This window comes from Chitinophaga sp. MM2321 (assembly GCF_964033635.1).
GTDB lineage: Bacteria > Bacteroidota > Bacteroidia > Chitinophagales > Chitinophagaceae > Chitinophaga.
In genome coordinates this window covers 2,388,647-2,407,612 of the sequence record NZ_OZ035533.1, presented here as the reverse complement: position 1 = coordinate 2,407,612, position 18,966 = coordinate 2,388,647, and the positions used below count along the sequence as shown (strand labels likewise).

Here is an 18,966-nt window from a genome sequence, read left to right as displayed (position 1 = left end):
TATATTTACCAATTATCATTTGCCATATTCTTTACCATTGCCTGTTTAATATTACCCTCAATCGCCCCAAATGTATTTTTTAAATGGTTAACAGCAACATAGTCAAGTGCTTTGTGTTTCTTCTTATTCACCATACGACTTACAAAAGTCTCCGCAGGCTCGTTATTAACTTTGATATCATTTATCACATATCTATATCGACCATTCTTACATTCAATCGAAATGAGAAAGGTATAAGTCTGGTCTAAACCAACTCTTATAGCAGCTCTGGGATTTGCCTCTACCATTTGCCTATATGCCCCCCTACCACTAACAGATCCCGATTGAGGATTATCTGATTGAATTACATACCTGGAGTTTTCAAAAGAAGTTACAAACCACTTTTTAGCAGCATTATAAAGCGATTGTTGCTCAGCACTATCAACTTTCACAACATCTTGATATGATATCATATTTTGATCGTCTACGGGAAAATTGGGAAACTCAGGTGAAGGGTTATTGTTTTGTGCAAAAACAAATAAAGGGAGTTGTAATAACAGGGCAAAAAATAGTTTCTTCATAGTGGGTAAATATTGAGTTTATTTAAAGGTCAACCAATAACACGTTCATGTGAAAAATGGGGCTACGCAGATATAGAGCGTAGTAAAAGTGAATTTTGCTAAAATTATTAGTATTTTTATCCCTGTGTAAAAGAACGTCGTTATGAAGAAGAAGAAAACTCCAACAACCAAAACAGAGACTCAATCTATTCAGCCTGTGGCGAATCCTGCCCTTTCTCCTTTTCCAAGTCCCACCAAGCTATCGTGGTATCGCGATCCAGTTCGTCCAGAGCATCATCCACAGAAATCCCTAATCTCTCAGCCTCCAGTTTTGCAACCCGCTGATACAACACCTTAATTAATGCCCTCTCCCTGTTTATTGGATCGCCCGGAGGAGCAGGCTTCTCTGTGAATATTTCCGTAAAATCCAGATTGAATGCCTTACAAAACTCTCTCAAAAATCTCTCACTAACATTTTTTTTGCTATTCAAATATTCACTCACAACACCAGAGTTATAGCCAGTCGCTTTCACTATCTCCCTACCCGGAAACCGCAAATTCAGCTTATTCACTTCATCCAAAAACCTTTGCTGTCTTATATCTTCTGGTTTTTGCAACATTGTTTCAATAATTGTTTTAATTTTTCTCTCAAAATATTTGTTTTTCTCTCTTATTTCTCTCATATTTGTGTAACAATTGAGAAACACAGAAGAAACATACGAGAAACAAAGATACAACAAACGATAATTCGACAATCAGTACAAATACGCATAAATCCTAATGAGATGTTAACAGACAAAAAGAGAAAAGAGTTTAAGGAGCTGTTTGAGAAAGTGAATATCTCTTCTATCTGTAAAGAATATAATATAAGCCGTGTAGTTGTTTGGCGCTTTGTGAACGGGAAAAGTAAGAAAGTAAAGAAGATGACGGAGCTGGGGAAAGTGATAGCAAAAGCGCGGAAAGAAAAAGCAGCAATAGATAAACAGATACATAATCTCTAACTCTTAATACTCCTTAATATGAATCGTTTCCAGTTATATAAGAAAGTTCCGTCCGGATTGATACACATCACCAGTCTGCTGGCCGATAATCTAGATCAAGCTATCGAAATATTGCTTGAAAGCCGCTCAACAGATTATAGGGGCAACAGGGTGGCATTCATGGAGCAATACAATGTGACCGGTATAACAAAACCACGATTCAACAACAGAATCTCAACACTTTAATATTCTCCGATATGCTCTCTCCCACCATCCACACCGCCTGGATACAGGATTGTTCGGAAGAAGTAAGTCACTACGATATACCGGTGCTTACCCTTCGTGGGGAAGGGCCGTTCACAGAGCCTACTTTCTTCCTTAACGAAGCTCACAGAGCAGACGAGACAAAAGCCCGAGAGTTCTTTAAAAGGAACGACGCGGAACCGCAGGACCTGGAGGATACAATATACCAGCTAAGTGATTTTGACATTGACGAAGAAGTGCTGGCAGAAATAAGACACGCTCTAATAGAACTCTAATAATATCTCTAATAACGTCTAATATCTTATAACATGCTCGTAACAACCTTAACAGACTACATGATACTCGGTACGCTTCTGGCCCTTTTCGGACTTTACAAAATGGGTTTCGTTAGTCATATGCGGGATTTCTTCACCGGTAAAGATTAAAGCCATGGACCAGTATAATCAACTCGCAACACTGCTCGCTTTAGCCTCTAAGGAAATAAAGCTGTACTCCGTTCGCGTGACACTCGCAAGAGAGAATGAAAAATTACTGCACGAAGGAAATAAGATGCTGCGTGGAAAGTACGAAAGTAACCTGGACTTATACTCTACCCTGGCTCAGCTCTCTTTAAACTCTTACCACGCTATTATGGACGAAATCGAATCAATTCACGCTTCAAATTTTACTGTATGAAAATAGATCCAAACCATCCGGCGTACCCTTCTATTGAATCCATAAACCACGGAAACGGCGCGATCGAAATTCGGACAAATGATTTTGGTCTTTCCGTCCGCGCAGAACTGGTATCAAGGGCTATGCAGGGGCTTATTGCCTCCTTGGGCAGGCATAACCTCACAGCTGCAGACGACATAGCCCATGATGCCGTTATATATGCCGACGCATTGATCACCGCCCTAAATGCAGAACAATGATCTGGTACGTCCTTATTATTCCCGCAGCGGTAATTGTGTTGATCGCATTCATCGTTACAAATTATTTCTTCCGCATAAACAAAGAACATGTACGATTTAATAAAACATCTGGACAGCCTTACTGCAAATCTTGTGTGCATTCTTATTGTAGCTGTGGTCTGGGCGGTGATTATGAGCCGGACGAAAGAGGTGGATGGGGAAAGAAGGTACGAGGGAAGGACGACCTACCGGAAGTTGAAAAGGAATTAAAGAATACGACAAAGCAGTTATAGGTTATGCGGGGCTGATCCCGGCCCTGCTTTACCAAAAGACATTTTCATAGAGGTATAGGGATAAATAGCACCTCCGGCTGTTTCTACAGCTGGAAATAATTTGAAAGTTCATTGAATATAAAATATTGTGGATTGTGTCGACCAGAATTAACAGGTGCCGTTGCCTGCTGGAGAATAATTACGGAGAGAGTCGGAAACGCGAACGACAGGTACGATCCACAACACATTTGAAGTAGGTTTTTTGCTGATACTTTTTCCTGCTTCACTTGGCCCTATCGGTTTAGCCGTGGCTTTCGATAGCGAGTAGGGGCGATAACCGCATACACTTTGCGGCTCACTAACAAATTCAGAATTGCAATGCAGAAGGATTGCATTACTTCCCCCTTCTGCATTGCAACTCCAAAAAACACCGTATGAAACGACAAAATATATTAATCGAATTAACACAGTGGGCTTTTGTCGGGCTTATTGCCTGGTCTGCCTACGAAGTTATAAAAGCAGTAATCTCTATATAAAAAAGCCCGAACGTGGCGCGTCCGGGCAGAATAGAGCAAATCGGAAAATTCAACAACTATTCTTCAAATCAAAAATACAATAAAAATGACAAGAATCTACGATTCATACTCCGACTTCCTTCAACGGGAAGATAAAACAGAAAACGGCGTGAATAAAACGTTCGCCGCAATGCGCCCAAATTGGAAGGCTGACAACGAAAGCAATGAAGGCTGTTGGAATTGCTCCGATTGCTCCCGTTGCTCCGATTGCTCCGGTTGCTCCGGTTGCTCCCGTTGCTCCGATTGCTCCGGTTGCTCCCGTTGCTCCGATTGCTCCGGTTGCTCCGATTGCTCCGGTTGCTCCCGTTGCTCCGATTGCTCCGGTTGCTCCCGTTGCTCCGATTGCTCCGATTGCTCCGGTTGCTCCCGTTGCTCCGATTGCTCCGGTTGCTCCCGTTGCTCCGATTGCTCCGATTGCTCCGGTTGCTCCCGTTGCTCCGATTGCTCCGGTGAAACTGAAAAAAAAGAACCGAAAGAGACCACCCAACACGCCGGATTCACGGTTCCTGTAATACAGAATATCCACCAGTCGATTTTGGCGGCCGTAAAAGAACCTGGCGCTTTCGATATGGGCACATGGCACGCATGCAACACCACTCATTGTTGGGCCGGATGGGCTGTACACTTAGCCGGAAAAGAGGGGTACGCCTTGGAAGATCAAACATCTACTGTATTTGCTGCTATGCAAATTTTAAAAGCCTCTTCTCCAATAAGAGTAAGTCCAGTGAGGTTTTATGAAACGAACGCAAAGGCCATGCGGCATATCGAAAAGTGTGCTGAAGAAGAGGCAAAATTATCCGCCGCAGAATAATAATCACATCCTAAAATACCTAGCCATGCAGATCCTATCAAAGAAAATGACAACAATCGGCTCACTTGAAATATCCTGGTTAGATGGAGCAGAGGTACGAAAAGAAACTTTCTCGGCTGAAGAGGTACAATTCTTCATGTTTCAAACCGGATTGATCACAGACGCAGACAAAGAAAATGTCGATATCCCTGGTGAAGGGCGTTGGTCGTATATCTACTTCCTACAATCGCAGCTAACAGATCAGTTCTGCGAGAACTTAATTAACACAAATACTATTACAAAATAAAAGGCACCGGTTACCGCCGATGCCAAATTACAAACTTAAAAACAGAGCAAAAGTATGGAAAAAGAATTAATCAATACTGAACTCCAAAAATTCAACGTAACCGATAGCTGGATAGCCGAGGCGAAACAGAAATATATGCCGATGACCATTTCAGGCATGGATGATAAAGAAGGCCTTAAAGAAGTCCACGAAGCCAGGATGGTTATAAAAAGGAAGCGTATCGAAGTCGAAAAAGTTGCCAAAGACCTGAACGAAGACGCATTGATATGGCAACGGACAGTAAATTCCGAAAAGAAAAGAATCATATCCGAGCTATCCCCTATCGAAGATCACCTGCAGTCCGAAGAGGATAAAATCGAACAGGAAAAAGAGCGCATCCGTCAGCAAGAGGCACAAAAAGCAAAAGAAAGGTTCAATAATCGTGTAGCGGCGATCATAACAGCGGGAATGGTATTCGATGGGCAAAATTATTCCATTAAGCACATGACAATCGATAATGAAAAAATTGGCCTGATGGACGAGAGGCCCTTTAGCGACTTCCTCTCCGCTGTTCAATCCGAGAAAATAAAAGACGAACAGGCCAAGGCAGAGACAGAACGTCTTCGTGCCGAGGAGTCCGAGAAGCTAAAACAAGAAGCCGCGCGCCTTGAGAAACTTAAAAAAGAGCAAGAGGAGCGCGAAGCTGCATTCAGAGCGGAACAGGAAGAAATACGAAAAAGGCAGGAAGAGAAAGAACGCATCCTCAAAGAGGAGTCTGAGAAACAGGCAGAAACCGCTAGAAGCCTTCGCATTGCATCACGAGCCAACCAGCTTATTGACCTTGGCGGTATAAAAGAATTTAATTCCATAACCTATAAAGGTCGGTCAATAGCCTCTTCCTACGACCTGGATTACAAAACACCTGAAGAATGGGACACCTTCCTGCAAGAACGGAGGGCTGGTATTGTTGAATATGACCGGCAGCTGGAAAAAGAAAGGATTGAAAGAGAGGGAAAGGCGCGATTAGACGCGGAAGAAAAAATTAAAGCCGAAAATGATCGGATCACGAAGGAGGCAGAAGAGGCTAAAAAAGAAGGTGAAAGACAAGAATCTCTGCGACCTGATAAAGAAAAATTGCAGGACCTGGCGAACAATGTAATCGCAATAGCCCTCCCCAAAGTTACCTCTGAAGGTGCGCAACAGATTGCGAATGACGTTCGATTAATGCTCGGGAAAATCCAAACTCATATCCTTAATAAAATAAAGACTTTATAAAAATGGAAAAGAACAAAACAATGGAGGTTGCTAAGGTGCTAAATAATAGTGTCCTGGAAGTACTAACCTCTGAAAAATTACTCGGTTTCGAAAAAGCATATATGATAGCAAGTGCGGTGCAAGAATTGAAGAAGTTGCTTACCCCTGAATACATGAAGCCGATTATGGCACTTCAGGGAAACAAACTTGGTTTCAAAACCGACAAAGATAAAGACGGAGGCTACCCCGAGGAAGCGGTTAAGAATTGCCTTGTCGAAGCCGTTCTAATGGGCGTCCAGCCTTTCGGTAATCAATTTAATATTATCGCCGGAAACTCATACATCACAAAGGAGGGCTTTGGTTACTTACTATCTAACATTAGTGGCCTTTCCTGGAAGATTATTCCACAATTACCGAGAGTCGGTGAAAAGTCAGCTGCAATCGTAATGAAAATTCAATGGACGTACGGCGGCGTTTCGGAAGAGCAGGATATTGACTTCCCAATTAAGGTCAATGCATTCATGGGGACGGACGGCGTTATAGGAAAAGCAACACGGAAAGCTCGTGCTTGGCTGTTCTATACCGTAACAGGAAGTGAAATATCCGATGGGGATGTACAAGACATCGACGCCAAGATCGTCTCAACCACCATTAACGAAACAAAGAAGACTCCACAAGAAATAGAAGCTGAAAGGATTGGACTATTAATACAAGACACCACAACCATTAAGGAATTGGAAGCACTGAAACAATATATCCAGCCTTTTCAGAAGGAGCTTTACGAAGAAAAATTAAAATCTCTTAGCTGATGGACTTCTCAAAAACACTTTTTCGCAGCTCGTCTATCGGTCACATAATGACCGAGCCTCAAAGCAAAGCCGCAAAGGATCGGGGTGAACTTTCCGAAGGGGCGAAAACTCACTTAATCGATGTATATGTATCCAGGAAGTACGGCCGCCAGACTGATATATTCAGCAAATACCTTGAAAAGGGGTTAGCTGTAGAGGAGGATAGTATTACACTTTTTAGCCGAGTTAAAAGGAAATACTATAAAAAGAACGAAACGCATCTTAAGAATGATTTCATTATGGGCACCCCGGATCTTTACGAAGGGGTGTCTATAAACGAAGCCTCGCTGATCGTGGATATTAAGTCATCCTGGGATATTTTCACCTTCTTCCGAAACCTTACCAAGCCGATTAACAAGGATTATTACTGGCAGCTAATGGCATACATGGCACTCACCGGAGCTAAGAAGGCTACACTTGCCTACTGCTTAGTCAATACCCCGGAATTAATGATTGTTGATGAAGAACGGAAGTTAATGTACAGGATGAACGCGGGCACGACCGAGAACCCACTCTACATTGAAGCCTGCGAAAAGTTAAGACAACTTTCAATCTATGACGATATCCCCATGAATCGGAAAATAATCGAATTTTCAATTGATCGGAATGATGAGGAAATAGAAAGAATCTACAGTAAAGTAAAAAAGTGCCGGGAGTATCTCAACGAACTTGAAGCCTCTATCTGCGAACCCCAAACACTACTACAATGATCGGCAAAACATTCTCCATCACAGAAAACAAGGTCACTCGCACCTTGAAAATAGTTGGCGAACACCTGGCTTACGGTAGAAGATTCTACGCGGTAGAAGATTCGATATCTCCTGGAAAACCGCATGACTTCGAGGCGGATGCTTTCGACCGGAGATTTAAAGTAACAGCATCCACTCGTTTCAAACAGCGTGTATTCACGGCCAGGCATCGGCAGCTACAATAACATCCATTCTACCCAGTGAAATTGATTTAACGAATAAAAATAGAGGGTATGACATATTTCCAAACAACACACTTGACACCCTGCGAGCTACAAGAAAGAATATTAACGGCAGGCTCGCAGGAAGACATTATCCGGAAGTTCTTTAATAAACACCCTACCGGCAAATTCACAGCATCGGACCTGGAACGAAAACTGAAAAGCGAACACCTTCTTTCGGAATACGTACCGATCACTTCTATCAGGCGAGCATTGACAACCCTAGCAAAGGATGGTTGGGTGAATAGGTTGAATGAGTGTAAGAAAGGGCCGTATAAGGTTAATGAACATTATTATCAGCTATCAACCGGTTGGGGAAAGGCCGGTTATTCAGAGGAACATCCTATAAACCTATTGTGAAATGGCGAAAATACGAACAGTAAAGCCGGAGTTTTGGGAAGACGAAAAGATTGGAAAGTTAAAAAGAGAACCCCGCCTCCTGTTCCTGGGTATGTTCAATTTCGCGGATGATCAGGGTGTCATCAAATCAAATCCTGTATATATCAAAAGTAGAGTATTCCCGTATGATGACGATTTAAGAGTAGGAGTGTTACAAAATTGGTTAGATGCCCTGGTTCAAGCCCGGATGTTGATACCCTTCCAGTACAAAGGAGAAGGCTATTACGTTATCCGCACTTTCAATGGCCATCAAAAGATCGATCAGCGTTACGCTCGGTACTCAGTAGATCCAAAATTCGTGAAACCTATACTAGATAAGGATTTGATCGACCACGCCGTGAACACACCGTGGCCACACCGTGAACACACCGTGAACACGTCGCAGGAAATGGAGGTGGAGGTGGAGGTGGAGGTGGAAGGGAGGGGGAATACGCCCGCCCAAGAAATTCCAAATCCGTTACAAACCGAAAAATCGGAAGACTATACACCCGGCGCGGAAAATCTATCTCCCCCGGTTGCGCCGCCCCCCTCCTCGGGCCCACCGCTGGAAGATGTGATACGATTCTTCCGTGGGGCTGGCGGAAACGAGGAGATGGCGGAGAAGTTCTGGAACAAATGGGACGGTGTGGGGTGGGTTGACAGAGGCAGCAGAATAGTCAGATGGGCCAGTTTGGCGAACAATTTCATTACAAATTATCACGAAAATGAGCAGAGAAATAAGCGCAGTAGTGGCGGAGGTGGTAACGGGATTAACAGTAGAAACGGCGGTTTCAACATCGTTGCAGGCCAACTTAGGAACGAACTTGAGCACTATGCTTCCGGAGGAACAGCGGGTTTTGGGAATGAAATATAAATCCCCCCGAATAGGTTCATTTTCACCGGAAATCCTTTCTGCTACCTGCAAAGGGTTGGTGATGAAAATCAGTGTGATTACCGGCTGGCAGATACCAGAGAGTAGCGAGTATGTTACAATCCTGGATGACCAACTGAAGAAGAAACTTGTTGATGACTACCAGGACCTGAACATAGATGAGTTTGAATACGCCCTACGGACTTACGGCACGAAGATTAAAGATTGGGGCAAAGGTTTAAACCTCGCGTTGATCGACGATGCGATATGTGAGTATATCGGCATACGGCAACACCTTTCCAGCCTGGAAGAACAAAAACGAAGTAAACAGCCCGAATTACCCGCATTGTCATCCGGGCCAGTGGATTGGTCCGCCGAATGGGAGAAGATCAAGGAATCGGCCCGAAATGGCGCACTAAACCAATCGTACATAATTACTCCCATATACGATTGGCTGAAACGGACAAACCAACTCACCGTATCGGGGGAAGCGCGAAAACAGATTTTGGAAGATTGCAGGCAGGCGCTTGCGTTTGAAATGTCGGTCGCTCTCCGCGCATCTAGTGAGCGAAATCCAGTAGCAAGGGAGAAGCTGGAATTGCTTACACAAGACGGGGACGACTGGCGCCAAAACGAAGATCTGTGGTCAGCCGTGATAAATGCCAGTAAGCAACAAACCGTGAAGATTGAAGCCCAAAACGCTATAATCAATGAATAAAACAGGAACGACAAAAGAGACAGTCCGGTGCAATATTCAGCTTTTGCGAAAGTCGCAGAATCTTAGCCAGGGGAAGTTTGCAAAGTTACTAAAGGTGAGCAGATCCGCGCTAGGTTCTTACAAAGAAGGCCGCTGCACTCCTTCCATCGAAACGCTACTAATAGTCTCGAAAACATTCAATATCCAATTAGAAATTCTCATAACCAAAAACCTGAGTGTAGTATGGAAAGAAAATGCACAAAATGCAACGAAACAAAAGAACTCACAGAGTTCATCAAAGACCCAAGCCATCCTGGAGGCCGCAAATGCTATTGTAGAAAATGCGCAAATGCTGCTTCAAGAGAGAGAGCAAAAAAATTAAGAGAAGAAAGAATGCTATTCATTTAACTATGCCGGGGAAAATGATACTGCATTACAACCACGGTCACACCAGAAAAGAGGATTACCGTGACCCGGAACATGCGAAGAAAATAGTTCGGCGTTGGTCATTGAATTACAATCTAACAGCTAAAGACCATTACATAACCATAATACCAGAAATAGACGAAGATGAAACAAGTGATATATGGAACGGTACCGAGCAAGAGCAACTGCTACATAATAGTGAAGATCAAGGGGGTGTCCTCCCTGGCAAAATCGCCCGCATTGAGAAAGTATGAGAATGATTTCTACATCCAGTGCAACCAGTACCGGGGCAAAATGATTGAAGGGTATTTTGAATTTCACATGGATGTTTTCTATCCGAATCAAAGAGCAGATTTAGACAATTCATTGAAAGTGGTTTTGGACTGCCTGCAACGCGTCAAGGCTTTCAAAAATGACAACAAGGCTGTCGGACTGCACATTCGTAAGTTCAAAACTGAAGGAGATCCCAGGATTGAATTTGAAATCGTTGCCGTATGAGTGGCTATCTGGAATACCGCCTCCGATTAAAGAACGAGGATCGCCCACCGAAAGAGAATAAAGTCCGAAAGATAAAACAATACAGCGATAAGCGAGCAAAGATCAACCGGGAGTATTACGCGAGATCCCGGCCAGTGTGGAAGGATAAGCCGTGTGAGATCAATGCTCCTGGTTGTTCAAAATCCGCTGATGGGATTCATCACCTAAAAGGAAAAGGCACTACAGAATTACTCATGGATGAAAAATATTGGATGGCCGCCTGTAACAAATGCAACCTTTTTGTGGAGGAGAATCACGCATGGGCGGTGGAAAGAGGGCTTAAACTATCACGCTTAAATAAAAGATCGAGTAATGGAACTGAACAAAATATATAACCAGGATTGCATAGAGGGTATGCGACAGTACCCGGATAAGTTCTTTCAACTGGCTATTGTAGACCCTCCGTATTTCCAGGGGCCAAACTTGTCTGGATACTATGGCAAAGGATACAGTAATCTCGGTGTAAAACGGGCGAAGTATTACAAGGGATGCAAAGAGTGGAATGTACCGGGTCCAGAATACTTCCAAGAGTTGCGCAGAGTGTCTAAGAATCAAATTATCTGGGGCGCCAATCATTTTGCCGGTGTATTTGATTCATCCTCCCCTTGTTGGATTATCTGGGATAAGGATAATGGGAAAAGTTCCTTTGCAGACGCCGAAATCGCCTATACTTCATTTAGGTCGGCGGTTCGAATTTTCAAGTATATGTGGAATGGCATGCATCAAGGGTCGTTCGGCGGTGATGTTTCAAAAAATGAGAAGCGCATACACCCCACGCAAAAGCCCGTTGCGCTATATAAATGGCTGCTCGCCCATTATGCCAATGCGGGAGATAAGATCCTCGACACTCATGCAGGCAGCTGTAGCTCAGCGATAGCTTGTATAGACATGGGGTTTGATTACATCGCATATGAACTTGATCATGACTACTGGAAAGCGGGCACTGAGAGGGTAAGGCAATTTGAAGCACAACTCAAACTTTTTTAATCAGGCGTCAGCCGCAAATAAATAGAAAATGTATACAGAAGAAGAAATTGAAACACAGAAACGAAAAGCCCAAAAGTGGGATGAGTTGGAGGAGAAGATAGCTGTCTGTTATGGCAGAGAAAACGAAGATGGCGAATGGGAGGAAAACAATGATGAAAACATAGACCTCTGCACGATTGGGGAGATTGCCGCCAGCGCATTCGAGTGGCTATAACACTAAACTATCAACCGGCCCAGGAACGGGCAACGTATAATTATGAACAAAATAACACCGGAAGAAATACAAAACATTGTCTGCGAAGAGATCCTGCGGGAAGAGGTATTGCTGAAATATCCATCAATAAACATTGACCTGAAGTGGATGATTTTTGCAGCAATGAAAAGATACGCCGGGCGGAAAGTAGCGGAAAAAGACACCGAGCTTAAAACCCTCACCGACAAATGCGCCTCTCTCCTTACCACGATCTCCCAACAGCAGGATCAGTTGCAGCAAGCGCAGGATGGCATCGAAGAGGCGGTCACTCAGCTTGAATACTTGGATAAACGATTCCCTACTGGCACAACTCCTCCTGTAGTTTCTCGGCTGGAAACATTGGTAACCAAATTAAATCAACCGGCGAAGGAGGCCGATAAAGATGAGTAAGGCAATAACATTCTCCGGCTCCCCCACAGGTGATCCTCGGATTATAGCAATCGGCTGGCAGAGCTGGGGGAAGAAAAGAACTGTAATGCGCGTGATGTATTTTGAAAAGCGCCATCCGTCTGCAAAATATTTTTTGATGGAAAAGATAGGCAGGAGGTGGTATGAGTTCGGGCATTATCATTCGTTGGCAGAGGCTACGAGCATAGAAACAATGGCCTATAAAAGACAATTAACAGCAAAATAAACGCTACCGGGAAAGATGAATTATGATTCGGCCATTGCATATACTACCTGACCTGATTCACAAAACCGCACACCTTCATCCTATGGCAAGGGCTTATGATATGTTTCCGTCTCCATACGATTACGAGCGGCTATTGTTTTTTCAAAACGAGCATATGTGTAAGATGTTTTTTCGGTTTATCGATCCGAAACACAAGGACGAACAACCATTTTGGCGCAATAATACCTGGCATTATTGCGTAGCCGATAGTGAACTCGGAGATTACTATTGGTTTAACCTTAATCAGTTAATTATTTGTACAGATTAAACGCCACCCGATAAGCGATACCGGGGAATGAAATGCCGTATTATATAAAAAGAGAGGTAAAACCATTGGAGGCTCGCCAGTTAACAGAGCGCAACCAAGCCGAAATTATGGAGTGGATTGGCGGTAGAAGGGGGCTTGATGGGTCGGTCGTACTTGTAACTCCTGAAAGCGGCAAGGGAACTCAAATAGCTGTAACTGGCGATTATCTTGTAAAGGGGTATACTGAATTATTAGGATGGCACTTTTGGCCCGTAAAACCTGATTATTTTGAATTGAACTACGAAAAAGTAAGAGATTAACCACACCGGCTCCGGCATCCGGTAAATAACTGAAGAATGGATTACCTAATCGAAGAAACAAAATACAGCCTGTCATACCAGCAACTAAAACAGCAGCATGAAGAGCTTTGCTCTATTGCCAATGGTCCTTTCATTACTCGTCTACCGGAAGCACTTCACTTAGCTTGCATTATCTGCTACCTGAAGGAATACGACCACCAGGTTTTAAGTGACCATGGCATAATACACCAGCTGGTGCACCTTCTGAATCACGAGGAGAATGCAATCCGGGATATAAAACAGATCAGGAAGCAGTTTAATGAGGTACTTTATTTATCTTAAATAACCCCCGTGAGGGAGAAAACGTGAAGAGAAATGGCACTACCAGTAATTTATAATGTAAAGCGGGTCGCGGAATACCTGCTTATAGACGAGGATACAGTTACAAAACTGATACGAACCCGTGAAATGGCGGCCAAAAAAGTAGGCAGAGAATGGCGGATTACCGAGGATGACATCCAAGAATATCTAAACTCAAAAAAGATAACCCGCCGCAAGACTGCTTAATAAAGTCCGGTTACGGCTTTATTAATTTCGTCATCATCGAGGCTATTTAAATATGCCTCGGTGGTGGAGAAGTTAGTATGGCCAAGACTGTCTTTTATAACCCAAGGGTCTACCTTTGCTCTTTTAATCATCTGCGCGAATGAGTGCTTGGCTACGTGAAACGTTAACTTATCTGTAATCCCGATAAGGATGGCGATCCGTTTCAAGCAGGTATTTGCCACGGTATTTGCCTCGTTTGTGGCATAATGGATCTGTACTTTTGTTTTACACAATTCTTTCAGTACGGGGAACAAATATGGCCCCGTACCGGTTTTGTATTTATCAATAATACGCTGTAATTTAGGGTGAATCTCCAACTCGCGAAAGTGCAGACCTTTTGTCATTCTGTATTTCAATATATTATTTTCAATCTGATCGCGCTGAAGCTGAACAACACTCCCAAATCTCATTCCCTGGGCATAATAAGAAAACAAGAAAGCATCTCGGTATAAATCCATTACTCCAACCAACTTTAATTCTTCCATTAGGGTTATTTGTTCTGGCAAAAGTTTGATACGACCAACTGGTGTGGTTTTCGCCCTAAACATTTCAAAGGGGTTATGCCCAATCTCTGGCCACATTCGTTGTGCTTCCCGGAAAGCGGATCGGAGATGACGTATTTTCCTAGCTACGGTATTGGGTGTATTTTTCTTTTCGTTTCGGAAAAATGAATCTATTTTTCTCACGTCCTCTATGGTTATGCTATTCAGAATTACATCCCCATTAAATGATTCCCTTAGCTGCTCTTTTAATGATAACATCCTGGAGTAAAGGGTCAGCGCACTGTCTGCGCTATACCGATTGGCTATCTTGTCGAGTATTTCCGAAAATGTGTGACCATTGGCCGGCACATCCGAAAGCAGGAAGTCAAAATCAAATGGTCTATTATCCAATCTTAGCCTAGTAATCTTCTCCATTATTTTAGATCGTTCATCCTCGGCGATTGAATTTATATAAAGTGCATCCGGATGCCTCCTTATCCAGTCGGATATCCCCTCTTTAAATTGTTCAGTTTTAACCGAGAAGCCGATATATTTATATCTGCTCTTACCTTCATTGCTAATTCTAATACACAGGGGGAATGTACCATCGTCTTTTTTGCGATGAGTCTTTAGAATAACCTTTACTGTAGCCATAATTAGAAATTTACATTGTAAATACGCATTGTAAATGCGTTGTAAATATATGTGGCGTGATTGATAGGTGCAGCTTGGGTTAAATCGTGCTTACGTAGCTATTAAGAATAGCCACCACAAAGCAAAAGCCGCTATAGTAGCGGCTTTAATTAAAATGATTTGTGACCCCGTCTGGATTCAAACCAGAAACCTTCTGATCCGTAGTCAGATGCTCTATTCAATTGAGCTACGGAGCCATTATAATGATAGGATGGCAAAGGTATGAGATTTTCCGAAAATGTCAAATTCTTTGTAATAAATCCCCATAATCTCCTGGTTTACACTTACTTTTACAAGAATTGTTTAATCATTATTACGCGTGAAAATTCAACTCTGGAGCATAGGAAAAGAACATGATCCCTACATCAGGGAAGGCATCGCTGTATTTCAAAAAAGGTTGCAACATTACGTGGATTTTGATGTAAAACTCATCCCTACTGTAAAACAGGCTGCCAGTCTATCCGTTCCTGAACTCAAAAAACAGGAAGCCAAAATAATCATGGACCTGCTACAGCCCACAGATTATTTGCTGGCACTGGATGAAAAAGGAAAGATGATGACAACTATCCAGTTTTCAGATTTTCTGCAACAACGCACCAATGCCGGTACCAGGCAGCTGATCATCCTGATCGGTGGCGCCTTCGGTATAGATCCGTCTTTGCTGCAACGGGCGCAGATGCAGCTATCCCTTTCTCCGCTTACCTTCCCACATCAGCTGGTAAGACTTATTTTCACAGAACAGTTGTACCGCGCCTATACTGTATTAAACCGCGAGAAATATCATCATCAATAGTTACATTTATAGTCTAACAATCCGAGCTTATGGCACTTAATATTAGCATTAGTATTATCATTATCATCATTACCTGCCTCATATCCTATACCTCGCTGAACAATTATGAGCAGCTGGAAAAGTTAATGATGCGGCCATACATGGTAAATAATTACAAACAATACTACCGGTTTATCACCTCAGGCTTTGTACACGCAGACTATCAGCATCTGCTGTTTAATATGCTGACCTTATTCTTTTTCGGAAGTTTTATCGAAGGAGTATTTGAACAGTTATTTGGCAACAAGGTCGTTTATGTGCTCTACTATATCCTGGGTATTATTATCTCGGATATTCCCTCTTATATCAAACACAGAAATAATCAGCAATATGCATCCTTAGGCGCTTCCGGAGCTATTTCTGCGATTGTATTTACCGCCATCCTGGTAAATCCCTGGGCTTCTATTTACCTGTTTTTTGCCATTAAAATTCCGGCAGTGGTATATGGTGTGTTATTCCTTGCGATCTCTGCTTATATGTCGAAGAAAGGTGGTGGCAATGTGAATCATGATGCGCATCTGTGGGGTGCTTTATTTGGCATCATCTTCCCGCTTGTATTTCATCCTGAACTGGGCACCAGGTTTTTGGAGATGCTATTAAATAAATAAAATTTACGAATTTTTTGATTTTGGAATTTAGGGATTTGAAATGCAGCGGGTATATATGGTTATCTCCGCTGCATTTCAAATCCCTAAATTCCAAAATCAAAAAATTCGTAAATTCCTACACTGTTGTCTCCAAACAAAGCATATCCTTTGTTCCCGGTGTGATCTTAAACCGGTCGTCAACTCTCCTGCCTACTACCCATACAATTCTTTTGGCAGACTCCAGTACCCATACATTTTCCTTTTGTGGTAATGATAATTTCTGATCGATCAGAAAGCGACTGAGCTTTTTCTTTTTGGGCATACCCAACGGATAAAAATAATCACCTTGTTTCCATTTTCTCAGGATAAGCGGGAAGGTCACCTTGGCAGCGTCCAGCCAGGCGGTTGTTGCAGCAACAGGAATCGCTGTACTGCCTCTCTCCTGCCGCCGCAGGTGCAGCTGACCACCGGCAAACGCTACGTGCTGCTGTGGGGCTTCAATCACCAGTAACGGCGCATCCGGAATAGATAGCGGCGTAACAAGCAACCAGTTACGGTTGCGGATGATGCGGTGGGTGGACGTTTCCACGTATCTGCCGGATTCACTGTCAAGCAGAGCCAACACTTGCTGCGCTTGTGCAGTAGAACAACCAAACTCCCGGAACAGCTCCCAGGCAATGGTTTGCAGCGGAACACTCTTTTGCAATTTCAGTACAGGCACCATCCAGGTATTGTCTTTTTGAAACAACAGCCTGGCCCGGTGCTTTGCCATCGCCTGCTGGTAAAGGATTTCCGCTTCCTTCATGCGGGCGATGCTGCCATCCATATTTTTCACCGCCGCAGGAAAAACTTCCTGCATCAGCGGAATAATACGGTGACGGAAGAAATTACGTGTATACTTGTCCGTTATATTCGAACTGTCTTCCACATATGCTATTTCGTGTAAAGCTGCATAAGCTATCAACCTGTCCTTTTCTGTAAATAACAACGGCCTGATGATGCGTTCCTGTTTAGGCATAATCCCGTGCAACCCTGCGATACCGGTGCCTTTACAGAAGTTCATCAGTGCTGTTTCCACGCTGTCCTGCATATGATGCGCGGTAGCGATGAAAGCATAACCCTCCTTTTCACGGATCTGTTCCAGCCACTTGTAACGCAGCTCCCGCGCAGCTACCTGGATACTTACATGGTTATCTGCGGTGTAGGCATGGGTATCAAATCTGATGGTATGCAAAGGTAAATCCAGCGCAACAGCCTGTTGCTGTACAAAGTGTTCATCTCTCACCGACTCTTCCTCTCTCAGTTGAAAATTACAGTGAGCAATACCTGCTGAAAAACCAGCCTGTTTAAACAGGTGCGCCATCACGATGGAATCCACGCCCCCGCTCACTGCCAGCAATATCCGTTGCGACGGATCAAACAGTTGTTGGCGGGTGATATATTCTTTAAAATTTGTCAGTAAATGTTGCGGCATCCTTTGTTTCTTAATTGATTAATATACCAGGTCTTCGTATGCAGATTGCAGTTCATTATAAGCATGTCTTTCATTGCCAGCCTTTGCCATTTCCATCCCTTTTTCATAGGTGCTGATGGCCGCTTCTTTGTCGCCGGCGCGCTCAAGCAGCTTACCCAGGTGATAGTAGGAACCAACATAGCCCGGCTCAAAGGCCAGCAATTCTTCAAACAGTTGTCTTGCCGTTTGATCGTCGTTCAGTTTTATATATTCCAGTGCCAATGCATGCTTCAGAAAGCTGTCGTTTGGGCTGCTTTCCAGGAACTGTCTGATTTGCGCAATTCTATCCATGTGGATTTTGTGTTTTTTACCAGGTGCCGTAATAAATTACAGATAACAGTTATATAGATGCTTTTTACTGACTAAAATCATAAGACAGCCCACGGTTGGCTTACTTTAATTAAATATATTTGCTATTACCGCATTTTTAAACAAAACAGTTTAAGGCCATGAAGATTTTAGTTTGTATCAGTAAAACTCCGGACACGACTGCAAAAATAGCTTTCACGGACAATAACACGAAATTCAATGAGGTTGGTGTCCAGTTTATTATTAATCCTTATGATGAATGGTATGCCTTGGTAAGGGCGCTGGAGCTGAAAGAAACGGTGGGTGCAGATTTGCACCTGATTACTGTTGGCGGAGCAGATTGTGACCCGATCATACGTAAGGCGCTGGCATTGGGCGGTGATGAGGCTTTTCGTGTAAATGCCGAAAACCCCGATAGTTTTTATATTGCTTCACAGATAGCGGCACATGCCAGGGAAAAACAATATGACATTATTTTCACCGGAAAGGAAACCATCGATTATAATGGTTCCGGCATCGGCGGTATGGTAGCAGAGCTGCTGGACCTCCCCTATGTGTCTATAGCCGCTAAATTTGACCTGAACGGTACTACAGCGACCATCAACCGCGAGATTGAAGGTGGAGAGGAAATATGTGAGGTATCACTCCCGGTGGTTGTTTCCTGTCAGAAAGGGATGGCGGAAGCGCGGATCCCGAATATGCGCGGAATTATGGCGGCCAGAACGAAACCGCTGACCGTAACAGAACCGGTAGCAGCAGATACGCTTACCAGTGTGGTGAACTTTGAATTACCGCCCGCAAAAGCCGGTGTGAAGTTGATCAGCCCGGATAATGTAGCTGAACTGGTGAAGTTACTGCACGAAGAAGCGAAAGTGATCTAAGCCGCAGTACTTATTTCTTCATTA

28 protein-coding genes and 1 tRNA gene are annotated in these 18,966 nt (G+C 43.4%); 22 read left to right on the top strand and 7 right to left on the bottom strand.

Features of this window, described 5'->3' with window-relative positions; all coding sequences use genetic code 11:
• Positions 1 to 5: 5 nt before the first annotated feature.
• Together ABQ275_RS09310 and ABQ275_RS09305 are read right to left on the bottom strand one after the other, a co-directional pair.
• On the bottom strand, positions 6 to 560 hold the full coding sequence (locus ABQ275_RS09310) for a DUF4468 domain-containing protein (RefSeq protein WP_349318017.1): 555 nt from the start codon (positions 558 to 560) through the stop codon (positions 6 to 8).
• A gap of 185 nt (positions 561 to 745) precedes the next feature.
• The gene (locus ABQ275_RS09305; RefSeq protein ID WP_349318016.1) at positions 746 to 1,222 is read right to left on the bottom strand and encodes a hypothetical protein; all 477 of its coding nucleotides are present in this window, start codon (positions 1,220 to 1,222) and stop codon (positions 746 to 748) included.
• Between the two features lie 102 nt (positions 1,223 to 1,324).
• Here ABQ275_RS09305 and ABQ275_RS09300 point away from each other — a divergent pair, with 102 nt between their 5' ends.
• The 3 genes from ABQ275_RS09300 to ABQ275_RS09290 all read left to right on the top strand — a co-directional run bounded on the left by ABQ275_RS09300 (position 1,325) and on the right by ABQ275_RS09290 (position 2,697).
• Positions 1,325 to 1,540, top strand: a complete 216-nt coding sequence (locus ABQ275_RS09300) for a hypothetical protein (protein ID WP_349318015.1) — start codon at positions 1,325 to 1,327, stop codon at positions 1,538 to 1,540.
• Positions 1,541 to 1,776: 236 nt separating this feature from the next.
• Positions 1,777 to 2,058, top strand: a complete 282-nt coding sequence (locus ABQ275_RS09295) for a hypothetical protein (protein ID WP_349318014.1) — start codon at positions 1,777 to 1,779, stop codon at positions 2,056 to 2,058.
• A 396-nt stretch (positions 2,059 to 2,454) separates the two neighbouring features.
• On the top strand, positions 2,455 to 2,697 hold the full coding sequence (locus ABQ275_RS09290; RefSeq protein WP_349318013.1) for a hypothetical protein: 243 nt from the start codon (positions 2,455 to 2,457) through the stop codon (positions 2,695 to 2,697).
• A 907-nt stretch (positions 2,698 to 3,604) separates the two neighbouring features.
• On the opposite strand, the gene ABQ275_RS09285 is transcribed toward ABQ275_RS09290, so the two are convergent.
• Complete coding sequence (locus tag ABQ275_RS09285) at positions 3,605 to 4,099, bottom strand: hypothetical protein (protein ID WP_349318012.1); 495 nt, start codon at positions 4,097 to 4,099, stop codon at positions 3,605 to 3,607.
• Positions 4,100 to 4,359: 260 nt separating this feature from the next.
• On the opposite strand from ABQ275_RS09285, the gene ABQ275_RS09280 reads away from it, so the two are divergent.
• The 16 genes from ABQ275_RS09280 to ABQ275_RS09205 all read left to right on the top strand — a co-directional run bounded on the left by ABQ275_RS09280 (position 4,360) and on the right by ABQ275_RS09205 (position 13,381).
• Positions 4,360 to 4,620 (top strand): hypothetical protein, encoded by a 261-nt coding sequence (locus ABQ275_RS09280; protein ID WP_349318011.1) that lies wholly within the window; start codon positions 4,360 to 4,362, stop codon positions 4,618 to 4,620.
• Between the two features lie 54 nt (positions 4,621 to 4,674).
• Complete coding sequence (locus tag ABQ275_RS09275) at positions 4,675 to 5,874, top strand: hypothetical protein (RefSeq protein ID WP_349318010.1); 1,200 nt, start codon at positions 4,675 to 4,677, stop codon at positions 5,872 to 5,874.
• A 2-nt stretch (positions 5,875 to 5,876) separates the two neighbouring features.
• On the top strand, positions 5,877 to 6,662 hold the full coding sequence (locus ABQ275_RS09270) for a hypothetical protein (protein WP_349318009.1): 786 nt from the start codon (positions 5,877 to 5,879) through the stop codon (positions 6,660 to 6,662).
• Positions 6,662 to 7,411 (top strand): hypothetical protein, encoded by a 750-nt coding sequence (locus tag ABQ275_RS09265; protein WP_349318008.1) that lies wholly within the window; start codon positions 6,662 to 6,664, stop codon positions 7,409 to 7,411. The genes ABQ275_RS09270 and ABQ275_RS09265 overlap by 1 nt, the downstream gene beginning before the upstream one ends.
• Positions 7,412 to 7,455: 44 nt before the next feature.
• Positions 7,456 to 7,635, top strand: a complete 180-nt coding sequence (locus ABQ275_RS09260; RefSeq protein WP_349318007.1) for a hypothetical protein — start codon at positions 7,456 to 7,458, stop codon at positions 7,633 to 7,635.
• 397 nt (positions 7,636 to 8,032) lie between these two features.
• Positions 8,033 to 8,923: a hypothetical protein gene (locus ABQ275_RS09255; protein ID WP_349318006.1), complete on the top strand. Its 891-nt coding sequence runs from the start codon at positions 8,033 to 8,035 to the stop codon at positions 8,921 to 8,923.
• Complete coding sequence (locus ABQ275_RS09250; RefSeq protein ID WP_349318005.1) at positions 8,883 to 9,638, top strand: hypothetical protein; 756 nt, start codon at positions 8,883 to 8,885, stop codon at positions 9,636 to 9,638. Before ABQ275_RS09255 ends, ABQ275_RS09250 begins: the two co-directional genes overlap by 41 nt.
• Positions 9,631 to 9,999, top strand: a complete 369-nt coding sequence (locus tag ABQ275_RS09245) for a helix-turn-helix transcriptional regulator (RefSeq protein ID WP_349318004.1) — start codon at positions 9,631 to 9,633, stop codon at positions 9,997 to 9,999. The genes ABQ275_RS09250 and ABQ275_RS09245 overlap by 8 nt, the downstream gene beginning before the upstream one ends.
• Before the next feature lie 188 nt (positions 10,000 to 10,187).
• Positions 10,188 to 10,541 (top strand): RusA family crossover junction endodeoxyribonuclease, encoded by a 354-nt coding sequence (locus ABQ275_RS09240; RefSeq protein ID WP_349318003.1) that lies wholly within the window; start codon positions 10,188 to 10,190, stop codon positions 10,539 to 10,541.
• The gene (locus ABQ275_RS09235) at positions 10,538 to 10,915 is read left to right on the top strand and encodes a hypothetical protein (protein WP_349318002.1); all 378 of its coding nucleotides are present in this window, start codon (positions 10,538 to 10,540) and stop codon (positions 10,913 to 10,915) included. Before ABQ275_RS09240 ends, ABQ275_RS09235 begins: the two co-directional genes overlap by 4 nt.
• Complete coding sequence (locus ABQ275_RS09230; protein WP_349318001.1) at positions 10,893 to 11,567, top strand: DNA methyltransferase; 675 nt, start codon at positions 10,893 to 10,895, stop codon at positions 11,565 to 11,567. The genes ABQ275_RS09235 and ABQ275_RS09230 overlap by 23 nt, the downstream gene beginning before the upstream one ends.
• Before the next feature lie 28 nt (positions 11,568 to 11,595).
• Positions 11,596 to 11,781, top strand: a complete 186-nt coding sequence (locus ABQ275_RS09225) for a hypothetical protein (RefSeq protein ID WP_349318000.1) — start codon at positions 11,596 to 11,598, stop codon at positions 11,779 to 11,781.
• 42 nt (positions 11,782 to 11,823) lie between these two features.
• A complete protein-coding gene (locus ABQ275_RS09220) occupies positions 11,824 to 12,210 on the top strand; it encodes a hypothetical protein (protein WP_349317999.1) in 387 nt (128 codons plus the stop codon).
• Entirely contained in the window at positions 12,203 to 12,454 is a 252-nt protein-coding gene (locus tag ABQ275_RS09215) for a hypothetical protein (protein ID WP_349317998.1), read from the top strand. The genes ABQ275_RS09220 and ABQ275_RS09215 overlap by 8 nt, the downstream gene beginning before the upstream one ends.
• A 339-nt stretch (positions 12,455 to 12,793) precedes the next feature.
• Positions 12,794 to 13,060 carry a hypothetical protein gene (locus ABQ275_RS09210; RefSeq protein WP_349317997.1) on the top strand — a complete coding sequence of 89 codons (267 nt, stop codon included), beginning with the start codon at positions 12,794 to 12,796 and terminating at the stop codon, positions 13,058 to 13,060.
• A gap of 36 nt (positions 13,061 to 13,096) precedes the next feature.
• Positions 13,097 to 13,381 carry a hypothetical protein gene (locus ABQ275_RS09205; RefSeq protein ID WP_349317996.1) on the top strand — a complete coding sequence of 95 codons (285 nt, stop codon included), beginning with the start codon at positions 13,097 to 13,099 and terminating at the stop codon, positions 13,379 to 13,381.
• 221 nt (positions 13,382 to 13,602) lie between these two features.
• On the opposite strand, the gene ABQ275_RS09200 is transcribed toward ABQ275_RS09205, so the two are convergent.
• Both ABQ275_RS09200 and ABQ275_RS09195 read right to left on the bottom strand, forming a co-directional pair.
• A complete protein-coding gene (locus ABQ275_RS09200) occupies positions 13,603 to 14,781 on the bottom strand; it encodes a tyrosine-type recombinase/integrase (RefSeq protein ID WP_349317995.1) in 1,179 nt (392 codons plus the stop codon).
• Between the two features lie 162 nt (positions 14,782 to 14,943).
• Positions 14,944 to 15,017, bottom strand: a tRNA-Arg gene (locus tag ABQ275_RS09195).
• A gap of 122 nt (positions 15,018 to 15,139) precedes the next feature.
• Between ABQ275_RS09195 and ABQ275_RS09190 the strand changes: the two genes are divergently transcribed.
• Entirely contained in the window at positions 15,140 to 15,613 is a 474-nt protein-coding gene (locus ABQ275_RS09190) for a 23S rRNA (pseudouridine(1915)-N(3))-methyltransferase RlmH (RefSeq protein WP_349317994.1), read from the top strand.
• Between the two features lie 29 nt (positions 15,614 to 15,642).
• Positions 15,643 to 16,260, top strand: coding sequence for a rhomboid family intramembrane serine protease (locus ABQ275_RS09185; protein ID WP_349317993.1), 618 nt, complete (start codon positions 15,643 to 15,645; stop codon positions 16,258 to 16,260).
• A gap of 115 nt (positions 16,261 to 16,375) precedes the next feature.
• On the opposite strand, the gene tilS is transcribed toward ABQ275_RS09185, so the two are convergent.
• Both tilS and ABQ275_RS09175 read right to left on the bottom strand, forming a co-directional pair.
• Positions 16,376 to 17,713, bottom strand: a complete 1,338-nt coding sequence (tilS, locus tag ABQ275_RS09180) for a tRNA lysidine(34) synthetase TilS (protein ID WP_349317992.1) — start codon at positions 17,711 to 17,713, stop codon at positions 16,376 to 16,378.
• 18 nt (positions 17,714 to 17,731) lie between these two features.
• Positions 17,732 to 18,043 (bottom strand): tetratricopeptide repeat protein, encoded by a 312-nt coding sequence (locus tag ABQ275_RS09175; RefSeq protein WP_349317991.1) that lies wholly within the window; start codon positions 18,041 to 18,043, stop codon positions 17,732 to 17,734.
• 158 nt (positions 18,044 to 18,201) lie between these two features.
• On the opposite strand from ABQ275_RS09175, the gene ABQ275_RS09170 reads away from it, so the two are divergent.
• Positions 18,202 to 18,942 (top strand): electron transfer flavoprotein subunit beta/FixA family protein, encoded by a 741-nt coding sequence (locus ABQ275_RS09170; protein WP_349317990.1) that lies wholly within the window; start codon positions 18,202 to 18,204, stop codon positions 18,940 to 18,942.
• The last annotated feature ends 24 nt before the right edge of the window (positions 18,943 to 18,966 follow it).